The organism is Celeribacter persicus (assembly GCF_003050785.1).
In the GTDB taxonomy this organism is placed as follows: Bacteria; Pseudomonadota; Alphaproteobacteria; order Rhodobacterales; family Rhodobacteraceae; genus Celeribacter; species Celeribacter persicus.
Map to the genome: position 1 here is coordinate 164,523 of NZ_QAOH01000001.1, position 22,285 is coordinate 186,807.

The 22,285-nt window shown below is 60.2% G+C and carries 24 protein-coding genes; 10 read left to right on the forward strand and 14 right to left on the reverse strand.

What is annotated here, in order from left to right; translation table 11 throughout:
* Positions 1-53: 53 nt before the first annotated feature.
* A complete protein-coding gene (locus tag C8N42_RS00905) occupies positions 54-1,481 on the reverse strand; it encodes a TrkH family potassium uptake protein (RefSeq protein WP_107814660.1) in 1,428 nt (475 codons plus the stop codon).
* Positions 1,482-1,568: 87 nt separating this feature from the next.
* Positions 1,569-2,990, reverse strand: a complete 1,422-nt coding sequence (gndA, locus tag C8N42_RS00910) for an NADP-dependent phosphogluconate dehydrogenase (protein WP_107814661.1) — start codon at positions 2,988-2,990, stop codon at positions 1,569-1,571.
* A gap of 189 nt (positions 2,991-3,179) precedes the next feature.
* Between gndA and C8N42_RS00915 the strand changes: the two genes are divergently transcribed.
* Together C8N42_RS00915 and C8N42_RS00920 are read left to right on the forward strand one after the other, a co-directional pair.
* On the forward strand, positions 3,180-3,638 hold the full coding sequence (locus C8N42_RS00915; RefSeq protein WP_107814662.1) for an NUDIX hydrolase: 459 nt from the start codon (positions 3,180-3,182) through the stop codon (positions 3,636-3,638).
* Positions 3,639-3,742: 104 nt separating this feature from the next.
* On the forward strand, positions 3,743-5,224 hold the full coding sequence (locus C8N42_RS00920; protein WP_107814663.1) for an inorganic phosphate transporter: 1,482 nt from the start codon (positions 3,743-3,745) through the stop codon (positions 5,222-5,224).
* Between the two features lie 80 nt (positions 5,225-5,304).
* Here C8N42_RS00920 and argF read toward each other — a convergent pair whose 3' ends face one another.
* The 5 genes from argF to C8N42_RS00945 form a co-directional block, all read right to left on the reverse strand.
* Positions 5,305-6,228: an ornithine carbamoyltransferase gene (argF, locus tag C8N42_RS00925; protein ID WP_107814664.1), complete on the reverse strand. Its 924-nt coding sequence runs from the start codon at positions 6,226-6,228 to the stop codon at positions 5,305-5,307.
* Positions 6,229-6,248: 20 nt separating this feature from the next.
* Positions 6,249-7,415 carry an aspartate aminotransferase family protein gene (locus tag C8N42_RS00930; RefSeq protein WP_107814665.1) on the reverse strand — a complete coding sequence of 389 codons (1,167 nt, stop codon included), beginning with the start codon at positions 7,413-7,415 and terminating at the stop codon, positions 6,249-6,251.
* Positions 7,416-7,653: 238 nt separating this feature from the next.
* Positions 7,654-9,009 (reverse strand): mechanosensitive ion channel family protein, encoded by a 1,356-nt coding sequence (locus tag C8N42_RS00935; protein WP_107814666.1) that lies wholly within the window; start codon positions 9,007-9,009, stop codon positions 7,654-7,656.
* Positions 9,010-9,112: 103 nt separating this feature from the next.
* Positions 9,113-9,937: a trypsin-like serine peptidase gene (locus C8N42_RS00940; RefSeq protein ID WP_107814667.1), complete on the reverse strand. Its 825-nt coding sequence runs from the start codon at positions 9,935-9,937 to the stop codon at positions 9,113-9,115.
* An 82-nt stretch (positions 9,938-10,019) separates the two neighbouring features.
* Positions 10,020-10,832, reverse strand: coding sequence for an ABC transporter permease (locus C8N42_RS00945; RefSeq protein WP_107814668.1), 813 nt, complete (start codon positions 10,830-10,832; stop codon positions 10,020-10,022).
* Between the two features lie 200 nt (positions 10,833-11,032).
* Here C8N42_RS00945 and C8N42_RS00950 point away from each other — a divergent pair, with 200 nt between their 5' ends.
* The 4 genes from C8N42_RS00950 (at position 11,033) to C8N42_RS00965 (ending at position 13,299) form a co-directional block, all read left to right on the forward strand.
* Positions 11,033-11,617, forward strand: a complete 585-nt coding sequence (locus tag C8N42_RS00950) for a GcrA family cell cycle regulator (RefSeq protein ID WP_107814669.1) — start codon at positions 11,033-11,035, stop codon at positions 11,615-11,617.
* Between the two features lie 24 nt (positions 11,618-11,641).
* Positions 11,642-12,049 (forward strand): hypothetical protein, encoded by a 408-nt coding sequence (locus C8N42_RS00955; RefSeq protein ID WP_107814670.1) that lies wholly within the window; start codon positions 11,642-11,644, stop codon positions 12,047-12,049.
* 123 nt (positions 12,050-12,172) lie between these two features.
* Positions 12,173-12,364 carry a hypothetical protein gene (locus C8N42_RS00960; RefSeq protein ID WP_107814671.1) on the forward strand — a complete coding sequence of 64 codons (192 nt, stop codon included), beginning with the start codon at positions 12,173-12,175 and terminating at the stop codon, positions 12,362-12,364.
* 362 nt (positions 12,365-12,726) lie between these two features.
* Complete coding sequence (locus C8N42_RS00965) at positions 12,727-13,299, forward strand: YceI family protein (RefSeq protein ID WP_107814672.1); 573 nt, start codon at positions 12,727-12,729, stop codon at positions 13,297-13,299.
* A 75-nt stretch (positions 13,300-13,374) separates the two neighbouring features.
* Here the strand turns inward: C8N42_RS00965 and C8N42_RS00970 are convergent, their stop codons facing one another.
* Together C8N42_RS00970 and C8N42_RS00975 are read right to left on the reverse strand one after the other, a co-directional pair.
* Positions 13,375-14,565 (reverse strand): cytochrome b/b6 domain-containing protein, encoded by a 1,191-nt coding sequence (locus C8N42_RS00970; RefSeq protein ID WP_107815041.1) that lies wholly within the window; start codon positions 14,563-14,565, stop codon positions 13,375-13,377.
* A gap of 128 nt (positions 14,566-14,693) precedes the next feature.
* Positions 14,694-15,953 (reverse strand): OmpP1/FadL family transporter, encoded by a 1,260-nt coding sequence (locus tag C8N42_RS00975; protein ID WP_245889928.1) that lies wholly within the window; start codon positions 15,951-15,953, stop codon positions 14,694-14,696.
* A 255-nt stretch (positions 15,954-16,208) separates the two neighbouring features.
* Here C8N42_RS00975 and rimO point away from each other — a divergent pair, with 255 nt between their 5' ends.
* The 3 genes from rimO to C8N42_RS00990 all read left to right on the forward strand — a co-directional run bounded on the left by rimO (position 16,209) and on the right by C8N42_RS00990 (position 19,121).
* On the forward strand, positions 16,209-17,612 hold the full coding sequence (gene rimO / locus C8N42_RS00980; protein WP_107814674.1) for a 30S ribosomal protein S12 methylthiotransferase RimO: 1,404 nt from the start codon (positions 16,209-16,211) through the stop codon (positions 17,610-17,612).
* 93 nt (positions 17,613-17,705) lie between these two features.
* Complete coding sequence (locus C8N42_RS00985; RefSeq protein ID WP_107814675.1) at positions 17,706-18,575, forward strand: hypothetical protein; 870 nt, start codon at positions 17,706-17,708, stop codon at positions 18,573-18,575.
* Positions 18,576-18,728: 153 nt separating this feature from the next.
* Complete coding sequence (locus tag C8N42_RS00990; RefSeq protein WP_107814676.1) at positions 18,729-19,121, forward strand: rhodanese-like domain-containing protein; 393 nt, start codon at positions 18,729-18,731, stop codon at positions 19,119-19,121.
* Here C8N42_RS00990 and C8N42_RS00995 read toward each other — a convergent pair.
* Both C8N42_RS00995 and C8N42_RS01000 read right to left on the reverse strand, forming a co-directional pair.
* Entirely contained in the window at positions 19,118-19,468 is a 351-nt protein-coding gene (locus tag C8N42_RS00995; protein WP_107814677.1) for a YigZ family protein, read from the reverse strand. The two genes, C8N42_RS00990 and C8N42_RS00995, sit on opposite strands and share 4 nt — an antisense overlap.
* A gap of 14 nt (positions 19,469-19,482) precedes the next feature.
* Positions 19,483-19,845 carry a diacylglycerol kinase gene (locus tag C8N42_RS01000; RefSeq protein ID WP_107814678.1) on the reverse strand — a complete coding sequence of 121 codons (363 nt, stop codon included), beginning with the start codon at positions 19,843-19,845 and terminating at the stop codon, positions 19,483-19,485.
* Positions 19,846-19,958: 113 nt separating this feature from the next.
* On the opposite strand from C8N42_RS01000, the gene C8N42_RS01005 reads away from it, so the two are divergent.
* Positions 19,959-20,495, forward strand: a complete 537-nt coding sequence (locus C8N42_RS01005) for a DUF4405 domain-containing protein (protein WP_170109151.1) — start codon at positions 19,959-19,961, stop codon at positions 20,493-20,495.
* A 60-nt stretch (positions 20,496-20,555) separates the two neighbouring features.
* On the opposite strand, the gene C8N42_RS01010 is transcribed toward C8N42_RS01005, so the two are convergent.
* The 3 genes from C8N42_RS01010 to C8N42_RS01020 all read right to left on the reverse strand — a co-directional run bounded on the left by C8N42_RS01010 (position 20,556) and on the right by C8N42_RS01020 (position 22,137).
* A complete protein-coding gene (locus C8N42_RS01010) occupies positions 20,556-20,840 on the reverse strand; it encodes a DUF6455 family protein (protein ID WP_146168229.1) in 285 nt (94 codons plus the stop codon).
* Between the two features lie 28 nt (positions 20,841-20,868).
* On the reverse strand, positions 20,869-21,126 hold the full coding sequence (locus C8N42_RS01015; RefSeq protein ID WP_107814681.1) for a DUF6455 family protein: 258 nt from the start codon (positions 21,124-21,126) through the stop codon (positions 20,869-20,871).
* A gap of 300 nt (positions 21,127-21,426) precedes the next feature.
* Entirely contained in the window at positions 21,427-22,137 is a 711-nt protein-coding gene (locus C8N42_RS01020) for a M48 family metallopeptidase (RefSeq protein ID WP_107815042.1), read from the reverse strand.
* Positions 22,138-22,285: the final 148 nt, after the last annotated feature.

The following is a 22,285-nucleotide window of genomic DNA, read 5'->3' on the forward strand; positions in this document are numbered from 1 at the left end:
AATGTGACAGCGTTTTAACCTTTGCAGCACGGTTTATGACAGCCTGTTAAGGATTAGCGCGAGATCACCAGCTCCCGCCAGAAGAGCGGCGCGAACAGCGCGTAGACCGTCGCCATCTCCAGTCGCCCGAGATACATACCGAAGGTCAACACCAGTTTCGAAGGCGTGTTGAGCGTCGCGAAGTTGCCCGCCGGCCCGATGACATCGCCCACGCCCGGCCCGACATTCGCGAGTGCCGTAAGCGCGCCCGAGAGAGCGGTGGACATATCGAGACCGAAAAAGCTCAAGAGCGAAGCGAGCACGCCGAAGGTGGCCGCGTAAAGCACGAAAAAGGCGATCACGCCGGAAAGCGCATCGGGAGCCACCGGACGGCCCTCGTATTTCACGAAAGTGACGCGGTGCGGGGCATAGCTTTGCCGGATCTGCGCCTTGAGCGCCCGAAATGCCACGAGCCAGCGCATCGCCTTGGCACCACCGGCAGTCGAGCCGGTGGACCCGCCCGCCGCCGTCAGGACAACGAAGGCCGCTACGGCAAAGGGTCCCCAAAGCGTGTAGTCTGTGGTCGCATAGCCGGTGGTTGTGACGACGGAAATCACATTAAAGGCCACCAGACGCAGCGCATCGAACACCCCCTCGCCCCGCGAGATCATCAGCCAGAGCGAGAGAACCGCGATGCTCAGGCTCAGCGAAATCAGCATCGCCGTCACCTGTTCGGATTTCCAGCGCCCATGCCGTACCCCCCGGATATACCAAGAAAACGGCAAGGCTCCGCAGAGCATAAACAGCGTGCAGGTCCATTGCAGAAAGGCACTGTTGAAATGACCGAAGGAGGCGTCATACCCCGAATAGCCACCCGTCGAGAGCGTGGTCATGGCATGGGTTACGGCGTCAAACGGTGACATGCCGCCCAGGAAGTAGAGCAGCCCGCAGATCGCGATCAGCGCGAAGTAAATCTGCAAGGTGGCGGAGGCGAACATGGTGGCGTTGCGCAATTCGCGCTCGCCGGTCTCGGAACTTTCCGACCGGAAAAGCTGCATGCCACCGACCTTGAGAATCGGCAAAAGTGCGATACCGGTGACAATGAAGCCAACGCCCCCCACCGCCTGAAGCATGGCGCGCCAGAGGATGATGCCACGGGGCGTGTCATCAAGGCCCGACATGACGGTGGAGCCGGTGGTGGTAATGCCGGACATGGCCTCGAAAAACGCATCGGTCAGCGACAGATCATAGGCGTAAAGCGGCAACGCGCCGCAAAGCGCGGCCACCATCCAGACCGAGGAGGTCAAAAGAAAGGTGTGCAGCGGACGCAGATCTTCCGTGCGCGGCGAAGAGGCAAGTGCAAGAACGCCGCCTATGAAGCCGGACAGAAGTGCGACCTCTTCGAAAATCATCGAGGTCTCGGGAAAGATCAGCGCGACGACCCCCATGAGGGCGGCGAAGAAGACCATGACCAGACCGTTGATGAAGATGACGAAACTCATGCGCGTCTCACATATGGCCCGAAGAGTCGGGCGTCATGAGATTGGAGAAACCACAAAACCCCGTCTCCATGCAAGGGCCGGGTCTCGTCAGCTATGCGCCACCGCGCCCGCCCACGGTCCGTGCCGGTCCGCACCGCCATCAATCCGCGCAAACCCGTGAGCACCGAAGAAATCACGCTGCGCCTGAATGAGATCGGCGGTACCACGGCTCTGACGCATCGTGTCGAAATAGGCGAGCGCGTTGGCGAAGGCCGGAACCGGAAGCCCTGCGGAAGCGGCATAGGAGACGGTATGGCGCAGCGCCCGCGCACCCTCGCGGATCAACCCGGCGAAACGCGGCGCAAAGATGAGCTGGCCCTGCGGCAACCCTTCGCGGATCGCAGCGGCCATATCGTCGAGCAGGGCCGAGCGAATGATGCAGCCCTCGCGCCAGACCTCTGCGGCGGAGGCAAGATCAAGGTTCCACTCATATTCCCCGGAGGCGGCGGAAAGGATTTTGAAACCCTGATCGTAGGCGATGATCTTTGCCGCCAGAAGCGCCTGTTCCAGTTCCCTGTCCGACGGGATCAGCAGTGGATCGGAGGCCAGATCGTCAAACAGCGCCGCGCCCTCCTCCCGCGTGGCTTTCTCCGACGACCAGGATCGCGCGGCAACGGCGGCCTCAATGGTGGAGGGCGACTGGCCCAGCCTGAGCGCCTCGATCACGGTCCAGCGACCGGTGCCCTTTTGCCCCGCCATATCGACGATCACATCGACAATGGGCTTGCCGGTTTGCGGATCGGGAGTGCCCAAGACGCGGCCGGAGATTTCCACCAGATAGGATTTGAGCGGCCCCTTGTTCCAGTCCGCAAACAACGCACCGATTTCGGCGGGCCTGCGCCCTGCCCCGTCGCGCAACAGACCATAGACCTCGGCGATCATCTGCATATCGGCATACTCGATCCCGTTGTGAACGGTCTTGACGAAATGCCCCGCACCGTCCGGTCCGAAATGCGCGGCACAGGGAGCACCTTCGTGTTTCGCAGCAATCGCCTCGATGATGTCGCGGATCACGGCATAGCTCTCCGGGTTGCCTCCGATCATGATCGACGGACCGTGGCGCGCGCCCTCTTCGCCACCCGACACGCCCATACCGATGAAATTGAGCCTCTTCTCGCGCAGCGCAGCCTCACGACGGCGGGTGTCGTGGAAATCGGCATTGCCCGCGTCGATGATCATATCGCCGGGTTCCATGAGCGGCGTGAGCGCGTCGATCACCGCATCGACCGCCCCACCTGCCTTGACCATAATGATTACCGCACGAGGTTTGGCGAGGGAGGCAATCAACGCCTCGTAGGTTTTTGCGGGTACGATCCGCGCACTCAGCGCGCCCGCAGAGGCGACAAAGGCATCGGTCACGGAGCCGGCGCGGTTGAACACGGCAACAGGAAAACCGTTTTCGGCAATATTGAGCGAAAGATTGGCGCCCATGACGCCGAGGCCGACAAGACCGATCCGTGCCTGAGACATGATCTTTCAACTCCTTCTTTTATCCAATGAAGCGCCACGCTCGCATGCGGGATAAGTGCGTTGTTTTTCATGCTCAAAGATATGGCAATCCGGCTTTGCGACAAGCTTTTCCCCAAGAAATCTTGCAATTCCCGAAAACTCGCCCTATGTATATACGCAATATAGACATAACAGGCACAAACCCACCTCATGGCAACCCTGCTCAAATCCGCTTGGACGGGCGTCTTCGACCCGCTGCTGCGCCGGCCCGACCGCGTGCAATCCGCAGCGCTGTGCTGGCGCAAGGGCAAGAAGGGCAAGGAAGTGCTCCTGATCACCTCACGCGATACTGGACGCTGGATCATCCCGAAAGGCTGGCCCATCGACGGGCTCGACGGGGCAGGCACGGCGGCACAGGAGGCCTGGGAAGAGGCGGGCGTGAAACCGGCACGGGTCAAACGCGAACCGGTGGGCCTCTATCACTACATCAAGAAGCTCGACAACGGCTTGCCCGCGCCGGTGGAGACCACAGTCTATCCGATCGAGGTCGATCATCTTGAGGGCGACTTCCCCGAGAAGGGCCAGCGCAAACGTAGCTGGATGAGCCCGAAACAGGCCGCCGCTCTGGTCGAGGAACCGGAACTCAAAGACCTGCTTCTCGGCTTCTGACCACCCACGTCTCCCCCGGAACCACTCCGAAAGGCTTGCAATGCAGGGCCGGGCACGGTAGCGCTGCGCCGCTTGTAACAGTTTTATGACAGAGCGGAGCGTCGATGTCGAAGACGGAAGATCACGGAAAACAGTGGAAAACACTGGACAAGGACCTGAACCGGATCACCCAGTTCGAGTCGGCCACGTTCCATATCGCCCGCCCCATGGTGGGCCTCGGTGTGGCGCTGGCCTTCATCATCGTCGCGGGTCTTCTTGCCGCCTTCCTGTTCGGCGGTCAACCCGGCTCGGCTCTGGTGATCGCCGCCGCCGCTCTCGGGGCCTATATGGCGATCAACATCGGCGCCAACGATGTCGCGAACAATATGGGACCCGCCGTGGGCGCGAACGCGTTGACCATGGGCGGGGCCATCGTTATCGCCGCCCTGTTCGAGAGCGCGGGCGCGCTTCTCGCGGGCGGGGATGTGGTATCGACCATTTCCAAGGGCATCATCGACCCCACCGCCATGGCCGACACACGGATTTTCATCTGGGCGATGATGGCGGCCCTTCTGTCCTCCGCGCTCTGGGTGAACCTTGCCACATGGATCGGCGCGCCCGTCTCCACCACCCATGCCGTTGTTGGCGGCGTGATGGGCGCCGGTATCGCGGCGGCGGGGTTCGGCACCGTCAACTGGGCCTCCATGGGCACGATCGCCGCAAGCTGGGTGATCTCGCCGCTTCTGGGCGGGGTGATCGCTGCGGGCTTTCTGTGGTTCATCAAGGCACGTATCATCTACCAACCGGACAAAATCGCCGCCGCCCGTGTCTGGGTTCCGGTGCTGATCGGCATCATGATGGGCACCTTTGCCACCTATCTCGCCGTCAAGGGCCTGAACAAGATCGTCCGCATTGACCTTTTGAGCGCGCTTCTGATCGGTCTCGCGGTGGGCGCTCTTTCCTATGTCGGCTCCGCCCCTCTGGTACGACGTCAGTCACAAGGGCTGGAAAACCGCAACAAATCGTTGAAGGCGCTGTTCGGCCTGCCGCTGGTGATCTCCGCCGCCCTTCTCTCCTTTGCCCATGGCGCCAATGACGTCGCCAACGCCGTCGGTCCGCTCGCCGCCATTGTACATGCCAATGCCGAGGGCGCTTTCTCCGGAAGCGTCAACATCCCGCATTGGGTGATGGTGATCGGCGCCCTGGGGATTTCATTTGGTCTCATCCTCTTCGGCCCGAAACTCATCCGCATGGTGGGCAGCCAGATCACCAAACTTAACCCGATGCGCGCCTATTGCGTGGCGCTTTCCGCCGCCATCACGGTGATCGTGGCAAGCTGGCTCGGTCTGCCCGTCTCCTCCACCCATATCGCGGTGGGCGGTGTGTTCGGCGTCGGCTTCTTCCGCGAATGGTATCACGAGAAACGGCTCGACGAGACCGCGCGCAAGAGCAGCATCAAACGGATCGCCGCCGAGGAACGCCGCCGCCGCAAGCTCGTGCGCCGTAGTCATTTCATGACAATCGTCGCGGCTTGGGTCATCACCGTGCCCGCCGCCGCCACGATGTCCGCCGTGGTGTTCTGGTTCCTGTCGCATCTGGCGGGCTGACCCGCCGCCCCTCTCCAAAACAAAAGGGCGCCAGATCGGGCGCCCTTCTTTTTCTGCAGATTCATTGCTGCGTCAAATACTCACTCGACACACCACCGCATGATCGCTTTCTGGGCGTGCAGCCGATTTTCCGCCTCGTCGAAAATCACCGATTGCGGCCCGTCCATCACCGAGTTCGTGACCTCGTCGCCCCGGTGCGCCGGAAGACAATGCATGAACAGTGCGTCCGGGTTCGCCATCGCCATCAGCCGACGATCCACCCGGTAGGGACGGAGTTGGTTGTGGCGGCGTTCGCGGGCAGAAGCCGGATCGTGCATCGAAACCCAAGTGTCGGTGACGATCAAATCGGCCCCCACGACCGCCTCTTCGGCATCGCGCACGATCTCGACAGACGAGCCTTTGGCGCGGGCCTCTTCGACAAAGCCCATTTCCGGGTCCAGAGGCTCGGGCCCCGCGAAAGTCATATCGAACTCGAACTGACCGGCCGCATGGATGAAAGAGGCACAGACATTGTTGCCGTCACCGAGCCACACCACTTTCTTCCCTTTGATCGGTCCGCGATGCTCCTCATAGGTCAGAATATCGGCCATGATCTGACAGGGATGCGTGCGGTTCGTGAGCCCGTTGATCACCGGCACGGAGGCATATTCCGCCATCTCCAGAAGCGTCTGCTCCTCGAAGGTCCGGATCATGATCATGTCCACGTAGCGCGACAGCACGCGGGCGGTATCGGCGATGGTCTCACCGTGGCCAAGCTGCATATCGGCACCCGAGAGCACCATGGTCTGACCGCCCATCTGACGCACGCCGACGTCGAAAGACACGCGCGTCCGGGTCGAGGGTTTCTCGAAGATCAGCGCCACCATCTTGTCCTTGAGCGGCAGTTCCGCGTCCAAAGCCGCCTTCGGTTTGTCGTGCCGCGCGTTCTTGGTAAGCTTAGCGGTCTCGATGATCCGGTGAAGGTCTTTGGCGTCTGTTTTGTGAATGTCGAGGAAGTGGTTCATAGGTCTGTTCTCTTCGTCTTTCAGAGTGCGCTCGCGGCAGCATCAATCCGCGACACGGCCTCCGCGATCTCTTCGTCGGAAATATTCAGCGCAGGCAGAAGCCGCACCACGTTGTCGGCGGCAGGCACGGTCAGCACGCCCTGCGCATAGCCCTTCGCCACCAGATCGGCGGGCCCAATCTTGCATTTGAGGCCAAGCATAAGACCCTCGCCCCGCACCTCTTCGAAGATGTCGGGATGCGCGGCGACCAGTTGTTCGAGCTTTTGCCGGAACAGCCCCGCCTTGCGGTTCAGCTCGGCGAGGAAAGCCGGATCGGAAACAATGGATAGCACCTTGAGCCCGATGGCGCAGCCCAGCGGGTTGCCACCATAGGTCGAGCCATGGGTCCCCGCCGTCATGCCCGACGCCGCGTCTTCGGTCGCGAGCACCGCACCAAGCGGGAAGCCCCCGCCGATGCCCTTGGCAATCATCATGATGTCCGGCGTCACTCCGGCATATTCATGGGCAAAAAGTTTCCCGGTGCGCGCGACCCCGCATTGCACCTCATCGAAGATCAACAGGCAGCCTTTCTCATCGGCAATCTGACGCAGAAGCCTGAGCGCCTCGTCGGGCACCACACGAATGCCGCCCTCGCCCTGCACCGGCTCGATCAGGATCGCGGCAGTTTTATCGGTCACATGCTCGGCCACGCTGTCCCACTCACCGAAGGGCAGATGCACGAAGCCCTCAAGCACCGGACCGAAGCCCTTGACCATCTTCTCTGAACCGGACGCGGCAATCGCCGCCGAGGAACGGCCATGAAAACAACCCGCGAAGGTGATGATCTCGATCTTTTCGGGCTGGCTCTTCTCGTACCAGTATTTCCGCGCCATCTTGATCGCGAGTTCCGCCGCTTCGGTGCCGGAGTTGGTAAAGAAACAGGTGTCGGCAAAGGTCAGCTCAGTGAGCTTGTCGGCAAGTTGTTCCTGCGCCGGGATCTTGTAGAGGTTCGACACATGCCAGAGCCTGTCCGCCTGATCCTTGAGCACCTGCGCCAGTTCCGGGTTGGCGTGGCCCAGCGTGTTCACCGCGATTCCCGCACCCAGATCGAGAAAGCGTCGACCGTCCGCCTCATAAAGCCAGGAGCCTTCGCCTTTGACGAAGGACAGCGGAGCCCGGTTATAGGTCGGCAGAACGGTAGAAATCATCGTTTGGTTCCTCTGGAAAAGAGAGGCCTCATGGGTGGCGAAAGCCAGCGGGCCTGTCAACGGTTGGGGGATGTATTTTAAAGGATTGCGCCGGTTTGGCGCGTTCTGTGCCTCGCGGATCACGCCTTGGGCACAGATGAACGGACGTCAGGGACGCATCAGCGTCGACGTCGGGCAATCAAGGCATATGATTGGGTCATGTTCATAAAAGCGCATGTACTCCAGAGCCTTCGCCCTGTCAAAGAGTTTCGGCCCCCTGCCCGGACAGTTTGAGGTCCGCGCCTTTGATCTCCACCACACGATGCGGATAGGGGATCTCGATCCCATTGTCTTTGAGCGCATTCCAGATCGCGAACAGCACCTTGGGGGTAAACTTGTTGCGGCCATCGTCGATGCCGTTGACCCAGAATTCGACACAGAAATCCACGCCACTGTCGCCAAACCCGCGCAGCTCGCAATCGGGGCCGTCCGGTTCGGACAGCACGAAATCGAGCTGTGCGACCGCCGCTTCGATGATCGAAGGCACCTTGTTGATGTCGGTGTCGTAAGAGACCGAAAACGGCGCCTCATAGCGATTGGCCGAGCCACTGTCGGAATAGTTCACCACCCGCGTGGTGATAAAATCCTCATTGGGCACCACGATCCATTTGCCATCATAAGTCTCAAGGATCGCCGCACGCGCGGTCATTTTGACGATGGTCCCGGCCTCGCCGCCATCGAGTTCGACATAATCACCCACGGTCGCCTGACCTTCGAGCAGGAGGATGATGCCGGAGATGAAATTCGACGCGATCTTCTGAAGGCCGAAGCCAAGCCCCACACCGATTGCACCACCCAAAACAGCCAGCGCCGACAGGTTGATCCCCATGATGTTCATCAGCAAGAGAAAGCCCACGCCGAAGATGAACACTTCGGAAGCTTTCACCGCCAGCTCACGGGTCGCCGGGCGCAGTTCTTCCTGCTTGCCGATATAACTGCGCGATCGTCCGGTGGACCAACGCCCAAACCAGAACAAAAGCACCCCCGCGATCAGCCCCCGCACAAGGGACATGAGAGAAAAGCGAATGTTCCCGGCCCCAACCTCGGTGACCGCCAGCCAGGTCTCGACCGGCCCCAGAAGTCCCAGGACATAAAGCCCCATGACCGGCAAAAGAACGTATTTCCCCAAGAGTTTGAGGAAAGGATCGCGGATGATGTCCTTGACCAGCGCCTGCGCCGCCAGAAGCAGAAAGACCCGCTTGCCCAACGCAATCACCGCACCGGAGCCAAAGATCGACCGCGTCACTGCCTCGCCGATCCCGGTGAAAAGATAAGCCAGAAGCGCCAGAGACAGCGGCAAAAACAGCGCAATGAAGCCCCGCGCCTCGGACAACAGCCCCGTCGCGCCCTCAGCCGGACGCAGCCAGACCTCAAGCCTCGGCACGAACCGTTTGCTTACGAAACGTGCCGCCAGATAGGCGAGGATCAAGAGCGCGAATTGCGACCAGGCCGCAGGGCTCAAAAGCCAACTCAGCGCCAGCTCCTTGCCTTGCGCGGCATAGTCGAGAGTCGTTTGGACAACGGGCGGCAAATCGGTCGGGTCGAAATCAAACATGGGCACTCATTTGCGGGATTGGCGCGCGATCGGGTTGCCCATCTCTATCAACTTGCCCGCCAAGGGAAAACCGGAGAAACGAAAACGCCGATAAAGTGCCGGATCAGGGTCGCAGGAATTTGGAATTGCCGGCTTTGGAGCTGCTTGCACTGTCCCCCACTCCGATACGCTTCACCACCACGGGTTTGGTCGCGACCTGAGGCGCTCCCAGAGCGATCTGGCGTTTGAGCGCGTCAATCCGGTCGAGAAGCGACATGCCGAACCCGACCTTGCGTCCCTCCCGCGTACCGCCCGCCGAGACCACAGAGACGATCGCGGGCCGCACCCCGTCATAGGCAAAGACCGGCGCGCCCGAGGAACCGAAGGTAATATCGCAATCGAAGGTGTATATATCGCTCGAATAGTCGAGCACATGGCACTCACGCTGGATCGACAGCACCGCATTACGCCCGCGCCCGTAAGAGGCGACCATCAGTTCGCCACGCGGTTTCGAGCCGCGATGCACCGCAAAAGGCCGCGCCAGGGCCGAGGGGATTGGCGAGGCGAGCTTGATCAGCGCCACATCACGTCGAATGCTAGTGTCCGTGATATCGCCACGCACGTCATAGCCGGGCGTCACCGCAACACTCAGTCCACGGGAGGCGGCGATGAATTCCCCGTTCCTGAGCCCGGCACGGAATAGAATGTTCTCCGGCTTGAGCGGACGGTTCGCATCGTCCACCACGCAATGCGCCGCCGTCAACACCAGATCGGCGGCGATCAGCGCCCCGGAGCAGGTGCCCTCTCCTGCCATATCGAGCCGTCCGACGCCCTCCCATCCGATCAGTTCGGCACGGCGGTCCGCGCTATCGAGTTCGGACGGCAGACTGTCGGCGGCATGAGACACCAACGGGACAAGGCACAGGGCGAGAAAGCACAGAAAACGCATCGAAAAACCACGGCAAGTATCACTTGCCGGGATTGATAACGTCCAAATCCGGCGAGAATGGGGCCGGTTTCGGGTTTTCGGCTCAGGATTTCAATTTCGTGCCACGTTTGAAGAACAACCAGTCGATGAACACCACCGCGGAGGTCACAACAATCATCACCGACAGCCCGATCCAGGGCGAGCTGTCCGAGGTGCCGATGATGCCATACCGCACCCCGTCGATCAGGTAGAACACCGGATTCAGGTGGGTCAGAACCTTGAACCACTGTGGCAGGGTCTCCACGGAATAGAAGGTGCCCGACAGGAAGGACAGCGGCGTGATGATGAAATTGGTGATCGCGGCCATATGGTCGAATTTCTGCGACACGATCCCCGCCAACACCCCTAGCCCACCAATAAACAGCGCCCCCAAAAGCACGAAAGCGATAGCGAAAAACGGATGGTGAAGCGGCAGACCCACGAAAACCGCCATCACCGCCCAGATCGCGACCGCCACGAACATGCCACGCGCCGCGCCGCCCGACAGATAGCCGATGACCAACTCGAACGGGGCAAGCGGCGGCATCAGCGTGTCGACAATATTGCCCTGTACCTTCGAAATCATGATCGAGGAGGAGGTATTGGCAAAGGCGTTCTGGATCACCGTCATGGTCAGGATGCCCGGCGCAAGGAAATGCACGAAGGGCACCCCCATCACATCGCCGCGCGACGGGCCAATGGCCAGCGTAAAGATGGTCAGGAACAGTCCCGCCGTCACCAGAGGCGCCAGAAGCGTCTGGGTCCAGACCGCCAGAAACCGTGAAATCTCGCGCCCCATGAGCGTGTAAAGTCCGAGCCAGTTGACCCGGCCAAAGCGCCGCACACCCATCTGTCCCTCATTTTGAGCCATTTCCATTGTCGCGCTCTCCTGCTATAGACCCCTGTCTGCGGTTTTCCCCGCGCGCCCGCTTGTAACCGCAAGCGTGGTGCTTAAAATAGGGGGCAGACAGAAATCTCAAGCGTCCTGCACTGCAAAAGCCCTGTGCAGGATCGTTTTTGTGGTGCGGGGCCGCGCCAAAGACAACCACAGGCCCGATGACAACCGAAGGAAGAACCATGTCCTGGACCGATGAGCGCGTCGAACTGTTAAAGAAAATGTGGGGCGAGGGTCAATCCGCCTCGCAGATCGCCAAGGAACTTGGCGGCGTGACGCGCAACGCCGTGATCGGCAAGGTGCATCGTCTCGGCCTGTCGAACCGGGCAGGCGCCGGCGCCACCCCGACCGCCAAACCCGCCGCCGCCCAACCGAAAGCCAAACCCGCCACCAAGCCGAAAGTGGAAACCAAACCGAAGCCTGCATCGCAGCCGACAGTTCAGGACAGTGGCACCGAGGCCGCCCCGAAACCTGCCGTGCCCGCCCGTCGCCAGATCATCCCGGCCGGTCAGCCCCTGCCGCCGCAGCCCTCGACCAACGAGATCCCCGCCGAAGCGTTGGCCAAGGTCAATGAGGTCGAAAAGAAAGCCAAGCGTCTCACCGTCATGGAACTCACCGAGAAGACCTGCAAATGGCCGATCGGCGACCCTGCAACCGACGATTTCTGGTTCTGCGGTCTTCCCTCCGTGCCGGGCAAACCCTATTGCGAGGCGCATGTGGGGGTGGCGTTCCAGCCGATGTCCTCGCGCCGCGACCGTCGTCGCTGATCCGCATCAGATCAGGAGAGCTTTATGATTTTCCTTCTTAAAGCTCTCTTTTTCCTGCACATTCTCTCGCTCATCGTCGGTGCGGGCGCCAATGTGATCATGGGGCTCGTGCTGGCACGCATGCCTGTGACCCCGGCGGCGCAGAAGCCCGCGCTCATGGGGCTCGCCAAGTCCATCGGCCAATATGGGCTCTGGGGACTGGGCGGTCTGGTCGCAACTGGGCTGATCATGGCCGGGATCGGCGGCGCAACCGGGCTGATTTATCTCCATTCCTGGTGGTTCGTGCTCAAGTTGGTCTTCGTGGCGCTTCTGGTGCTCTTGAACGTGCTGCGTTTCAACCTGTTGAAGAACATGGCGCCGAAGCGCTTCGTGCTGACCGCACGTTGGCTGATCGTCGCGATTCTGGTTTGTTCCATCGCCAGTTTTCACTGATTTTCGAGCACATAACATGAAACACGCGCGCATGGGTGCTCAAGGAGTTCTTTCCTGTTGACCCGAGAAATTCGGTGAAGACCTCTGGCCTCATGATCTTGCCAAGAGGTTTCCCAGAGCTTCATGCCCCATATTCTTCCCCTCACCGCCCTCGCCCTGATCCTCGCCACCCCGGCCCTTGCCGATTGCGAATGGTCGATCAACCACGGCATCGACAGTTACAACAAAGGCATCAATCAAAAGAACGAAGCTGGCAGCCGCCTCAACAAGGCGCGGCAGGCCGATCTCGGCGGAGATGTCTTCACCGCCTGTTAACCAGGTCGAAACCGCGCTGCGCCTGCTTGAGAGTGCGACTAACGATTTCTGGGTCACGCAAAGCCAGATGGAAGAAGCGCGGGGGGCATACCTGCCATGAAAACCATCTACAACACATATCACGGTGCGAAGGACAAGGTCTCGAAAGTCGATGAGTGGATGGACATTGCACAGACATTGATATCGCAAAGCTGTCATTGAACAGAGCATGTCGGACGATTTTCACACAATATTAGCACATTTTTGCAGATGCGTGTTTCTTTGCGCACAGACTCTGTTTGACGCTGCGGAATTTGACACGGGCACCGCAAACGATAGCCTTACGCCATCTTCAAACCCGCACTGTCCAAGAGAGCTTTGATATGAAACACCTGCTTCTGACCTCCGCACTGATCCTCGGCGCGACCGCTGCCACCGCTGAACCGGTGAAATACGTCCTCGACGCCTCGCACAGCCAGATCGTCTTCACCTACGAACACCTCGGTTACTCCACCACCACCGGCATGTTCTCCGGTTTCGACGGCACGATCATGTTCGATGAGGTCGACCCGGCAAACTCCTCCGTCGAAGTGTCCTTCCCGACCGACAGCCTCTACACGGGCTGGGCCGAGCGTACCGCACACTTCCTGACCGGCGACTTCTTCGGCGCGGAAGAAAACCCGACCATTTCCTTCAAATCCACCTCGATCACCGTCGAGGATGAAGACGAAGGCCTGATCACCGGCGATCTGACCATCAATGGCATCACCAAATCCGTCACCATCGAGGCCGAGATGACCCAGAAGGGCGATCATCCGATGATGAACAAGCCCTGGGTCGGTTTCGACGGAGAGTTGAGTGTGCTGCGCTCCGACTTCGACATGGGTATGTACGCCCCCTACATCTCCGACGAGGTGGAAATCGAGATCTCCATCGAAGCGATGCTGGCCGAATAATACCTCCGATGAGGGAGCCAAAGAGGCCGCCGGAGCGATCCGGCGGCCTTCTTTTTTTTCCACTAAAGCCTGGCCTTATTGTCGTGTGGCCGTCAATGCGGTTGCCACCCCCACCGCAAAGCCGACCGTGCCCTCATCCGCATAACCCGCGCCCATACCGAAATCGCGCCGGTCCAGAGTGGCCGTCCCGGTCATCGTCGCGGTGTCGCCTTCCACGATGAGATCGAAGACCAGCGTCACAGGCACCTCCTGCCCGACCAGCGTCAGCGCCCCCACGGCTTCATGCGATGTGCCGTCGAACCGGGAAATCTCTCCCGTGAAAACCGCCGTCGCATAGGTCTCGGTGTTGAAGAACTCCGGTCCCTTGGCCTGCTGCGTCACCGAACCGAGCGTGAGCGACGTGGTGTCGATGTTAACCGTCACCTCGCCGGTGCCGGTCTCTTCGTCATAAGCAATGGCAGCCGTCCAGTTGGCAAAGCTGCCCTCGACCGGTGTGCCCATCTGCGTAACCGTGATGGTCAGGCTACCCTGATCCACCGCCCAGACCGGCAAATCGGAACTGACCTGCGCCTGTTCCATCGGCGCGCCTATGCCTTCGGGACGCTCAGGCGCGGGCATAACAAAAGGAAAGGCCACAACCGCGATCCAGAGCACGGCGGCGAGTACGGGCGGCAGCACAGAGCCATGCGCCGCACCCGCAATCCCCGCCTCACGTCCGGTGAGCATCCGAGAAAGCACACCGTCACGCTCGATCAGCGCATGTTTCAAAGCCCCCGCGACATGCAGCGCCACCGCAGCATAGATCACCAGCGCGGACAACCCATGCACGGCCCCCGCCATATGCGCCACATCCTCGGATTTCGGCACAAAGGGCAGGTTTTGTCCGAAGGGCCAGAGAATCGGCGCGAAACCAGTCTCCGCCGAATGCATCACCCAGCCCGAAAGCGGCATGATCAGGATTGCACCGTAAAGCATCCAGTGGATCGTCTCCGCCAGAAGCGTCTCCGCCTTGCGCTCGGGGTGCACTGGCACGGGTTTCGGCTGCAAGATCGCCCACAGGATGCGCAGCACGGCAAGGCCGAGCACGGCCACGCCGATGGTTTTGTGTACCGAATAGAGCGTCTGGAGCCCGGCAGCGGTGTCGGCGCTACGCGGGGTGTTCTCTCCGATCAGCCCAAGCGCAATGTCGCTGAGGATCAGAAGAGCGATGGCCCAATGAAAAAAGCGCGCAAGTGCGCCGTAGCGGGTGGCTGTGTTGGTGAGCATGGCGCGACCTGTGTGACGGAAGGTTGCCACCATCCTACTCGATCTTGCTCCCCGACACATCCGAAGCCGTTGCACAAAGACTGTGCGAGCAGGCGGATAGCCCCCGAAGGGGCTTTCTCCGAGCGCGATCAGAAGCTGCGTGTCCAGCCGATGGAAGCCGAGAGTTGGTTCATCTCAAGCTCCGCCGTGCCGCCACCGTTGGCCACCGGGATCGGTCCGGAAACCGTATTTTCCGGCACATAGGAGATTGAAAAGTCGATCCGGTCGCGGGCGTTGATCTGGCGCGAGCCGCCGAAGGAGAAATGATCCTCCACCACACCCGGGGCGAGAATGCCGAAGGTCACGTCTTCGGAACCGATCGGGTTGGTCGCATGAGCATAGCCCACCCGCCAAGTCATCTCCGGCGAGGATTTCCACTCGGCGCCCAGACGGATCACCTCGACATCCTCCCAGCCAAAGCCCGCACCACCATCGGCTCCGAGTTGGCCCGCATCCGCGGCATTGCCCACGGCGGGCACGTCAGAATAGAAAATCTTCTGGTAATCGAACAGAAACACCAGATCGGCGCGCGGCTCATACGCCAGCCCGATGGTGACGGACGCCGGAATATCGAAATCCCCACCACCCTCGAAAAGCCCCGCGTAATCGTCGAATTCCGACATATCGAACTTCGTCTGTGCCGCGATGCCGAGTGTCAGTTGATCGCTCAGTTCATATTGCATCCCGAGTCTGAGCCCCAGCCCGTAGGAGAAATCCAGCCCGTTGTTGCTCAGCGCCGTGCTATCGACCGACATGGAAGAGAAGGCCACAAGCCCCTTGGCCTCGAACGCCTGCACCGCCAAGGTCGGCGCGATACCGTAAGAAAACCGCCCCATCTTCTGCGCATAAGTCACGGAGACGAAAAGCTGGGTCAGATCGACTCCCGCCTCGCCTCCGCAATAGACCCCTGTGCCGCCCATGCAAAAGGCTGTGGAATTGGTCACATCCGGATAGGAGGTGTTCATGCCTCCGTTGCCATAAGCGGCGAAGTTCACGACCGCGCCATTCGACAGCGGCAGGTTATAGGCCGCGTTCGGCACCGGGAAGAATTCCTTGCCCGAATTGACCTCGCCAGCCACGATGAACCCCGTCCCCGTGCCGGTATAGCCGCGCGAAGGAGAAAAGGTCTGAAAGCCAAAGCTCAACTCGCGCCCGACCGTAGCAACCGAGGCCGGGTTGATCGCCCCCGACATGGCGTCCTGAGAATAGGCTACGCCCGCGCCCGCGACGCCGCGCGCCGCCGGACTGTAGCCCAGTGCAAAATATCCTTCCGTGGCCGACGCCCCTTGCGGCAACATGCTGGCGGCAAGGCAAAAGACGACCGGTCCCGCAACGCGGGTGTGTTCCATCCTGAACATCTTTATCCTCCAAGGTTTTTTTCGGGAGATGCCGCGCCTCCTCCAACGCTGCGGTCGCGCCCGAACCCGCGCACCGCGGGTCTGTGCTAAAAATTATGGGATCACGCGTCTGTGATCTCCATCAACCTATGCGAATATTTTAAATCCGGCGACGACATTTTCCGCCGCGACGCAGCAAGTCCGGAGCAAACCGCCCCCTCTTCTGAGGGCTTTCCCGGTCCGGTCTTTCGGAGTATATCGCGGCCCATGAGCCAGAACCCGCCAAATCTCCGCCCCGACCTTGCCCCGAAGCCCGTCTTCGATGCCGCCCGCCGTGACGGCCAGCCGACCATTGGCATGGTCTCTCTGGGCTGTCCAAAAGCGCTTGTGGACAGCGAGCGCATCCTCACGCGGCTGCGCGCCGAGGGCTATCAGATCAGCGCGGATTATTCCGGCGCGGATGCGGTGATCGTCAACACCTGCGGCTTTCTCGACAGCGCCAAAGCCGAAAGCCTTGAGGCCATCGGCGAAGCGCTTCAGGAGAATGGCAAGGTCTTGGTCACGGGGTGCCTTGGCGCCGATCCCGAGTACATCACCGGCGTCCACCCCAAGGTTCTCGCCGTCACCGGACCGCATCAATACGAACAGGTGCTCGATGCCGTTCACGCCGCCGTGCCGCCCTCGCCCGATCCGTTCGTGGACCTGTTGCCCGCCACCGGCGTGAGCCTGACGCCCCGGCATTTCAGCTATCTGAAAATCTCGGAGGGCTGCAATCACGCCTGCAAATTCTGCATCATCCCCGACATGCGCGGCAAACTCCAGTCGCGCCCGGTCCATGCTGTGCTGCGCGAGGCGGAAAAGCTGGTAGAAGCGGGCGTCAAGGAGCTGCTGGTGATCTCGCAGGACACCTCCGCCTATGGTCTTGATCGTCGCTATGAGGCTTTCCCGTGGAAGGACCGTGAGGTGCGCTCGCACATCACCGATCTGGCGCGCGAACTGGGGCAATTGGGCTCCGCCGATGACCTCTGGGTCCGTCTGCATTACGTCTACCCCTACCCCCATGTCCGCGAGCTGATCCCGCTCATGGCCGACGCAGGCAACGCCGTCCTGCCCTATCTCGACATCCCGTTCCAACACGGCCACCCGGACGTCCTGAAACGCATGGCGCGCCCTGCCGCCTCCGCCAAGGTGCTCGACGAGATTGCCGCCTGGCGCTCCGTCTGCCCGGACATCACCCTGCGCTCCACCTTTATCGTTGGCTACCCCGGCGAGACGGAGGCGGAATTCCAATACCTCTTGGACTGGCTGGACGAAGCGCAGCTCGACCGTGTGGGATGTTTCCAATACGAAAACGTCGCGGGCGCGCGGTCGAACGCCTTGCCCGACCACGTTGCGCCCGAGTTGAAACAGGAACGCTGGGAGCGGTTCATGGAAAAAGCCCAAGTGATTTCGGAGGCAAAATTGCAAGCCAAGGTCGGCACCGTTCAGCAGGTCATTGTGGACGACATCGACGAAGACGGCATCGCGACGTGCCGGACGAAAGCGGATGCGCCGGAGATCGACGGGAATCTGTTTATTGATGAGGGGACTGAGGGGCTCAGCGTGGGGGATTTGGTGACTGTGGAGGTTGATGAGGCTGGGGAGTATGATTTGTGGGGCAAACGCGTCTGACAATCAGTCCGGGGGACTGATTGTCCGCGTTTGCGCGTGGAGCACTGGAAGTGCGGAGCGCTGGGTTTGGAAATGGAAACAGGGTGAGCAACTATGGCGGTTACGGTTAAGAGCGTGCAGGTAGACCTGTTTTGGGGACCGAACTGCCAAATGGATGCAGATGAAGCTATCTACGGAGAAATAAAGGAAACACTGGAAAAACTTCGCCAATTGTCCGAAGTGGATGAATTGTTCACCACCTTGATCCAGTGCTACTGGGAATTCGAGAGTGAGAGAAACAAGCTCCGAAATTTTTTGCATATGTTCGGGGCAAAAGAAAAGCAGATAGAAACTTTCCGAGACATGAACATAAAGCTCATGTCGGCCCTCACTTGGTCACGCTGTTTCTTTGACATTGGATCGACCTACTTCAGAGATCAGGGCTTCCCCAAAAGACATGCTCTTAAAAACAATAACTTTTCATTTTTATTGATCGAACACATAAGAAATAAATCACAGCACAACATGCTTCCTATTCACAGCGTTAACTACAGTTCAGATCCTCGGAAAAGCCCTCAAGAACAGAACGCCCCTGAGTATTCATTTTCAAAAGAACGCATCGCTCATTTGCCAATTCAGAACAACAACTCTTACGAAAAAACAGACAGGGACCAAATTTTGGCCCGCGCTGAGGCCGAATTTGACATATCATCGCACCTCTACGCCTACATTCAAACCATTCGGATTGAGTTCATAAAGTTTCGTAAAGAAATGGCAGAGTATCGCACCACTAGCTGCAAGAGGCTGCGTGATATACTGGGTAGTTTTTACGAACTAAATCATGACGGGGTCATCATCCTTGAAGATGAAGAGAGTGGTTCTGACTTGTTACTCTCCAAATATGAGATCGAAGAACTGGAAAAGGCTCAAAAAGATCTTTCCATGTACCTTGAGTATGCGATGAAATTTTCCCCCAGCGCCTGACCCGAGGGGTGGGCGTGTCAGCGCCCGCCCTGTGGGGGCGGGGCAGGCGCTGAGCGATGACGGCGTCATCGCTTGGTTCGAACGGAGAGCGCCCACGACATCTTGACCTCACTCCCACTGATCGGTTGAAGTCTCCCCCAAGAGGAGTCCCACATGCTCAAAAACTACAAAGACCTGCTCGCCGCAGCCCATGAGGTGATCGAGACGATCCCGACCGAGGTCGCCATCCGTCTCACGCGCGACGACACCGTCCAATTCGTCGATCTCCGCGACCGACGCGAGCTTGAGCGCGAAGGTCGTATTCCCGGCGCATTCCATTGCCCGCGCGGCATGCTGGAATTCTGGATCGACCCGGAGAGCCCCTATTACAAACCCAAGTTCGGCGAGGACAAGAAGTTCGTCTTCTACTGCGCCTCCGCCTGGCGCTCGGCTTTGGCCACACAGACCTGTATCGAGATGGGCTTCACCAATGTGGCCCATGTCGCGGGTGGATTTACCGCGTGGAAAATGCAGGGCGGGCCGGTCGAAGCGGTGGAAAAGCACTAAATCCGGTCGAGATAATAGCGCACCGCGTCCTGCACATGGCGAAACCGGTCGCCGCCGAGATGCTTGCCGCCGTACCAGCGCGTCACCACGACGATCTGGCCAGTGACGCCCTCCCGCTCCAGCATGCGCAGGATCACCATCCCCGCGCCGCTTTCGCCGTCGTCATTCTTCAAAGGCGGGCCATCGGGCAGGATCACGCCCCATGTGTTATGCGTCGCCTTCGCGAATTTCTTCTTGCGGCACAGTTCCTTGAGAAAGGCCTTCACCTCTTCCACGGTTCCACAAGCCCCGCCGGAGACTGCGTATTTCGAGCCACGGTCGGATATGATGCCGTCATAAATCTGCATGGCACCTTATAGGTTCATCCGATCAACACCGCCAGCCACGCTACCCCCGCTGCAATCGCCGTCACGGTCACGGCGGCAGAGCCCGTGTCCTTGGCGGTTTTCGCCAGAGGGTGCTCCTCGCCCGAGATGTAATCCACCGCATCTTCGATCGCCGTGTTCAAAAGCTCGGCCGCCAGGATCAGCAGGCCCAGCGCAATCACAAGTCCGCGCTCCCCGCCACTCAGATCAAAGACAAGCGCCGCGCAAAGCGATATGAGATTGGCCCAGACCCAGGTGCGGAACGAATGCTCCGAACGCCACGCATAGCGCAGCCCCTCCAGGCTCCAGACCGTACGCAGAACCAGTCGTTTCGCCGTGTAGATTGCTTTTTCTTTCATGCCCGTTTTCTCCTCCGTCGCGGGAGCATGGGCGAGGAAAAGCGCAGAGGCAAGCGACGGAACCGCGACACATGCCCGTAGAACAGGGCAAGACAAGAGCAAGAGAGGCCGCCATGTCCACGTTACGCAAATTCGCCACCCCGCTCACCATCGCCACGTTCACCATGGTCGGCGTCACGGGCGTGCTCTGGTATTTCCATTTCATCACCTCCGCCGGGCGCTGGATGCATGAGATCATCGGGCTTGCCATGATGGTGGTCGTGGCGCTGCACGTCATTCTGAACTGGCGCGCGTTCAAGACCTATTTCAAACGCCCGCTGGCCATCGCGATCATCGTTCTGGGCGTGGTGCTGACCGTCGGCGCCTATCTGGTGCCGGATCAGACCCAGGCCCGTGGCGGTCCGCCGAACTTCGCCGCCTTCTCGAAATTTTCCGATGAAACCCTGACCACACTCGGGCCGATTTTCGACACCACGGGCGAGATTCTCGTGACCCGGCTGGAAGATGCAGGCTACAGCGGCGCCACAGTCGCGAGTACCGTCGAGGACATTGCAGGCACCAACACCCGCGCCCAGATGCAGGCCTTTTCCGCCATGGCAGCGGACGGGTCCGGCACGGGCGGACTTGGCGTCGGCGCGGCCCGCGAATGAGCATGCCAGACACGAAAAAGGGGCCTACGCGGCCCCTTTTCTGATCTCTGATCCGATGTCTTACTCGGCGGCCAGCACCTGATTTTGCAGCGCCCGCACATAATAGAGCTTTTGCGCATTCAGGCAGTAATCCGGCGTTTGTTCCTGCCGCCCCTGATGTTCGAGCAGCCAGAGGATGCAGGCATCGTGCTGCGTACATTGCGCGCAGCTTGTTTCCATACGGGACAACTCTTCCGGGGCGATCTCCCCGGATGCGGCGGCGCGTACCACATCGGCACCAAGGCGTTCTGCCATGCCATGCATCAAGCAGGCCTCCCCCGGGCGCAGCAGCGTATCCGTCATCATCTCGTCCTCCATAGTTCCTTCCAACGGCTCACTCCGCAGCGAGGCGTTCCAGATCGTTCTTGTTACGGCAATAGGCCGGTGCAAATTCCGCCCCGTCCTCATGCCCGGCCAGAAAGACCTCGCAGGCCTCCGGCTCGGTACACCCCATGCAACGATGCACGCGGTTTTCCATCACCGCCTCGTCACATTGCCCGCGTTGCATCAACTCGTCGAAATCGACACCAAGCGTGCGCGCCATACGGTTCATCAGACGCTCATGCGCCTCGTAGCCTTTGGTTCCGGTCATGACAGCCTCCGATCCATGCGTTTCACATCCCGCAGGAAAGAGACCACGCAGGCCCCGAACCAACCTTGATCCTGATCAATTAGGGGTTTCCGAGCCGATTCTCCTCCGATTGGAGACTTTCATGGCGAAAATTAAGGCGCTGTTTACGCCTTTTTCGAAAGTCTCACACCGGACGTCCGAACAAGACAACCGCACTGCCCCGAATCTTGGGCAGCGTCCGTGCTTCTGGAGCAACCTGTTCCATTTTGCTCTGATCCATGCCCGGCTCCAAAGAAGAACCAGCGTTATCGCAGCGTAAAATCAGAGTGTCGCCATGGTCCGGCGTACGGTCTCGATCCGTTGGGCATTCGGCGGGTGCGACCCAAGAAACTTGTCTCCCGGATCGGGGATGCGGGTAAAATAGGCCGCGCCGCGCACCGGGTTGTAGCCCGCGTTATAGGCGATCACCGTGCCAAGCTGATCGGCTTCAAGCTCATAACTCTTCGAGTAGCTGCGCGCGCCCACGGTCGCGCCGATGTCCTGGGCACTGCTGATCGCACTGGCATCGCCCCCCATCGCGGCAATCAACACACCGCCCAGAAGCGCGCCGGTCAGCGCCTTCTCCTGACTGCGCGCGATATGGCCCGAAATGTGATGCGCCGCCTCATGCCCCATGACAAAGGCCAGTTCGTCGGCATTCTGCACCTCCGCGATCAACGCAACCGTGAAGGTCAGCACCGGCCTCCCCGATTTGTCCAGCGTCTGCCAGGCGTTGGCGGGCGCACTCGGGTCGTTTTCCACCACGATCCTGAAATCGCAATTGGCCCCGTTGGTACGGTTACGGCATTCCCGTTCGGCCACCGGCTCGACACGCGAAACAACCCGCGTGAAATCGGCGACCGTCATGGAGCGCGCACCTTGCGACACCTCCGTCGGCTCATAGGCAGGCGGGACAGACACCGGCGCAGAGGTAGTCTCCACACAACCCGCAAGCACCAGCGCCACCAGAACAGAAAGACCTGCACGATACATGTTCATCTCCCAGTCGTACCTCAGCCTGTATGTACTCCCACGCACACGCCCTGACCAGTCACGAGCCTGTGGGCCTCACATGAAACCGCATCAAAAAACCGGGGCGCGATTGTCCGCGCGCCCCGGCTGTTTTTGGTATTCGTCAGGC

Excerpts from the sequence above, each read along its gene's own strand:
- argF (WP_107814664.1), bottom strand. The coding sequence starts at position 6,228 with ATGAACCACTTCCTCGACATTCACAAAACAGACGCCAAAGACCTTCAC.
- C8N42_RS00920 (WP_107814663.1), top strand. The coding sequence starts at position 3,743 with ATGTCGAAGACGGAAGATCACGGAAAACAGTGGAAAACACTGGACAAG.
- C8N42_RS00935 (WP_107814666.1), bottom strand. The coding sequence starts at position 9,009 with ATGTTTGATTTCGACCCGACCGATTTGCCGCCCGTTGTCCAAACGACT.
- C8N42_RS00930 (WP_107814665.1), bottom strand. The coding sequence starts at position 7,415 with ATGATTTCTACCGTTCTGCCGACCTATAACCGGGCTCCGCTGTCCTTC.
- C8N42_RS00905 (WP_107814660.1), bottom strand. The coding sequence starts at position 1,481 with ATGAGTTTCGTCATCTTCATCAACGGTCTGGTCATGGTCTTCTTCGCC.
- C8N42_RS00990 (WP_107814676.1), top strand. The coding sequence starts at position 18,729 with ATGCTCAAAAACTACAAAGACCTGCTCGCCGCAGCCCATGAGGTGATC.
- C8N42_RS01000 (WP_107814678.1), bottom strand. The coding sequence starts at position 19,845 with ATGAAAGAAAAAGCAATCTACACGGCGAAACGACTGGTTCTGCGTACG.
- C8N42_RS00950 (WP_107814669.1), top strand. The coding sequence starts at position 11,033 with ATGTCCTGGACCGATGAGCGCGTCGAACTGTTAAAGAAAATGTGGGGC.
- C8N42_RS00945 (WP_107814668.1), bottom strand. The coding sequence starts at position 10,832 with ATGGAAATGGCTCAAAATGAGGGACAGATGGGTGTGCGGCGCTTTGGC.
- gndA (WP_107814661.1), bottom strand. The coding sequence starts at position 2,990 with ATGTCTCAGGCACGGATCGGTCTTGTCGGCCTCGGCGTCATGGGCGCC.
- C8N42_RS00915 (WP_107814662.1), top strand. The coding sequence starts at position 3,180 with ATGGCAACCCTGCTCAAATCCGCTTGGACGGGCGTCTTCGACCCGCTG.
- C8N42_RS00965 (WP_107814672.1), top strand. The coding sequence starts at position 12,727 with ATGAAACACCTGCTTCTGACCTCCGCACTGATCCTCGGCGCGACCGCT.
- C8N42_RS01015 (WP_107814681.1), bottom strand. The coding sequence starts at position 21,126 with ATGACCGGAACCAAAGGCTACGAGGCGCATGAGCGTCTGATGAACCGT.
- C8N42_RS01005 (WP_170109151.1), top strand. The coding sequence starts at position 19,959 with ATGTCCACGTTACGCAAATTCGCCACCCCGCTCACCATCGCCACGTTC.
- C8N42_RS00940 (WP_107814667.1), bottom strand. The coding sequence starts at position 9,937 with ATGCGTTTTCTGTGCTTTCTCGCCCTGTGCCTTGTCCCGTTGGTGTCT.
- C8N42_RS00975 (WP_245889928.1), bottom strand. The coding sequence starts at position 15,953 with ATGGAACACACCCGCGTTGCGGGACCGGTCGTCTTTTGCCTTGCCGCC.
- C8N42_RS00995 (WP_107814677.1), bottom strand. The coding sequence starts at position 19,468 with ATGCAGATTTATGACGGCATCATATCCGACCGTGGCTCGAAATACGCA.
- C8N42_RS01020 (WP_107815042.1), bottom strand. The coding sequence starts at position 22,137 with ATGTATCGTGCAGGTCTTTCTGTTCTGGTGGCGCTGGTGCTTGCGGGT.
- C8N42_RS00985 (WP_107814675.1), top strand. The coding sequence starts at position 17,706 with ATGGCGGTTACGGTTAAGAGCGTGCAGGTAGACCTGTTTTGGGGACCG.
- rimO (WP_107814674.1), top strand. The coding sequence starts at position 16,209 with ATGAGCCAGAACCCGCCAAATCTCCGCCCCGACCTTGCCCCGAAGCCC.
- C8N42_RS00970 (WP_107815041.1), bottom strand. The coding sequence starts at position 14,565 with ATGCTCACCAACACAGCCACCCGCTACGGCGCACTTGCGCGCTTTTTT.
- C8N42_RS00955 (WP_107814670.1), top strand. The coding sequence starts at position 11,642 with ATGATTTTCCTTCTTAAAGCTCTCTTTTTCCTGCACATTCTCTCGCTC.
- C8N42_RS01010 (WP_146168229.1), bottom strand. The coding sequence starts at position 20,840 with ATGATGACGGATACGCTGCTGCGCCCGGGGGAGGCCTGCTTGATGCAT.
- C8N42_RS00960 (WP_107814671.1), top strand. The coding sequence starts at position 12,173 with ATGCCCCATATTCTTCCCCTCACCGCCCTCGCCCTGATCCTCGCCACC.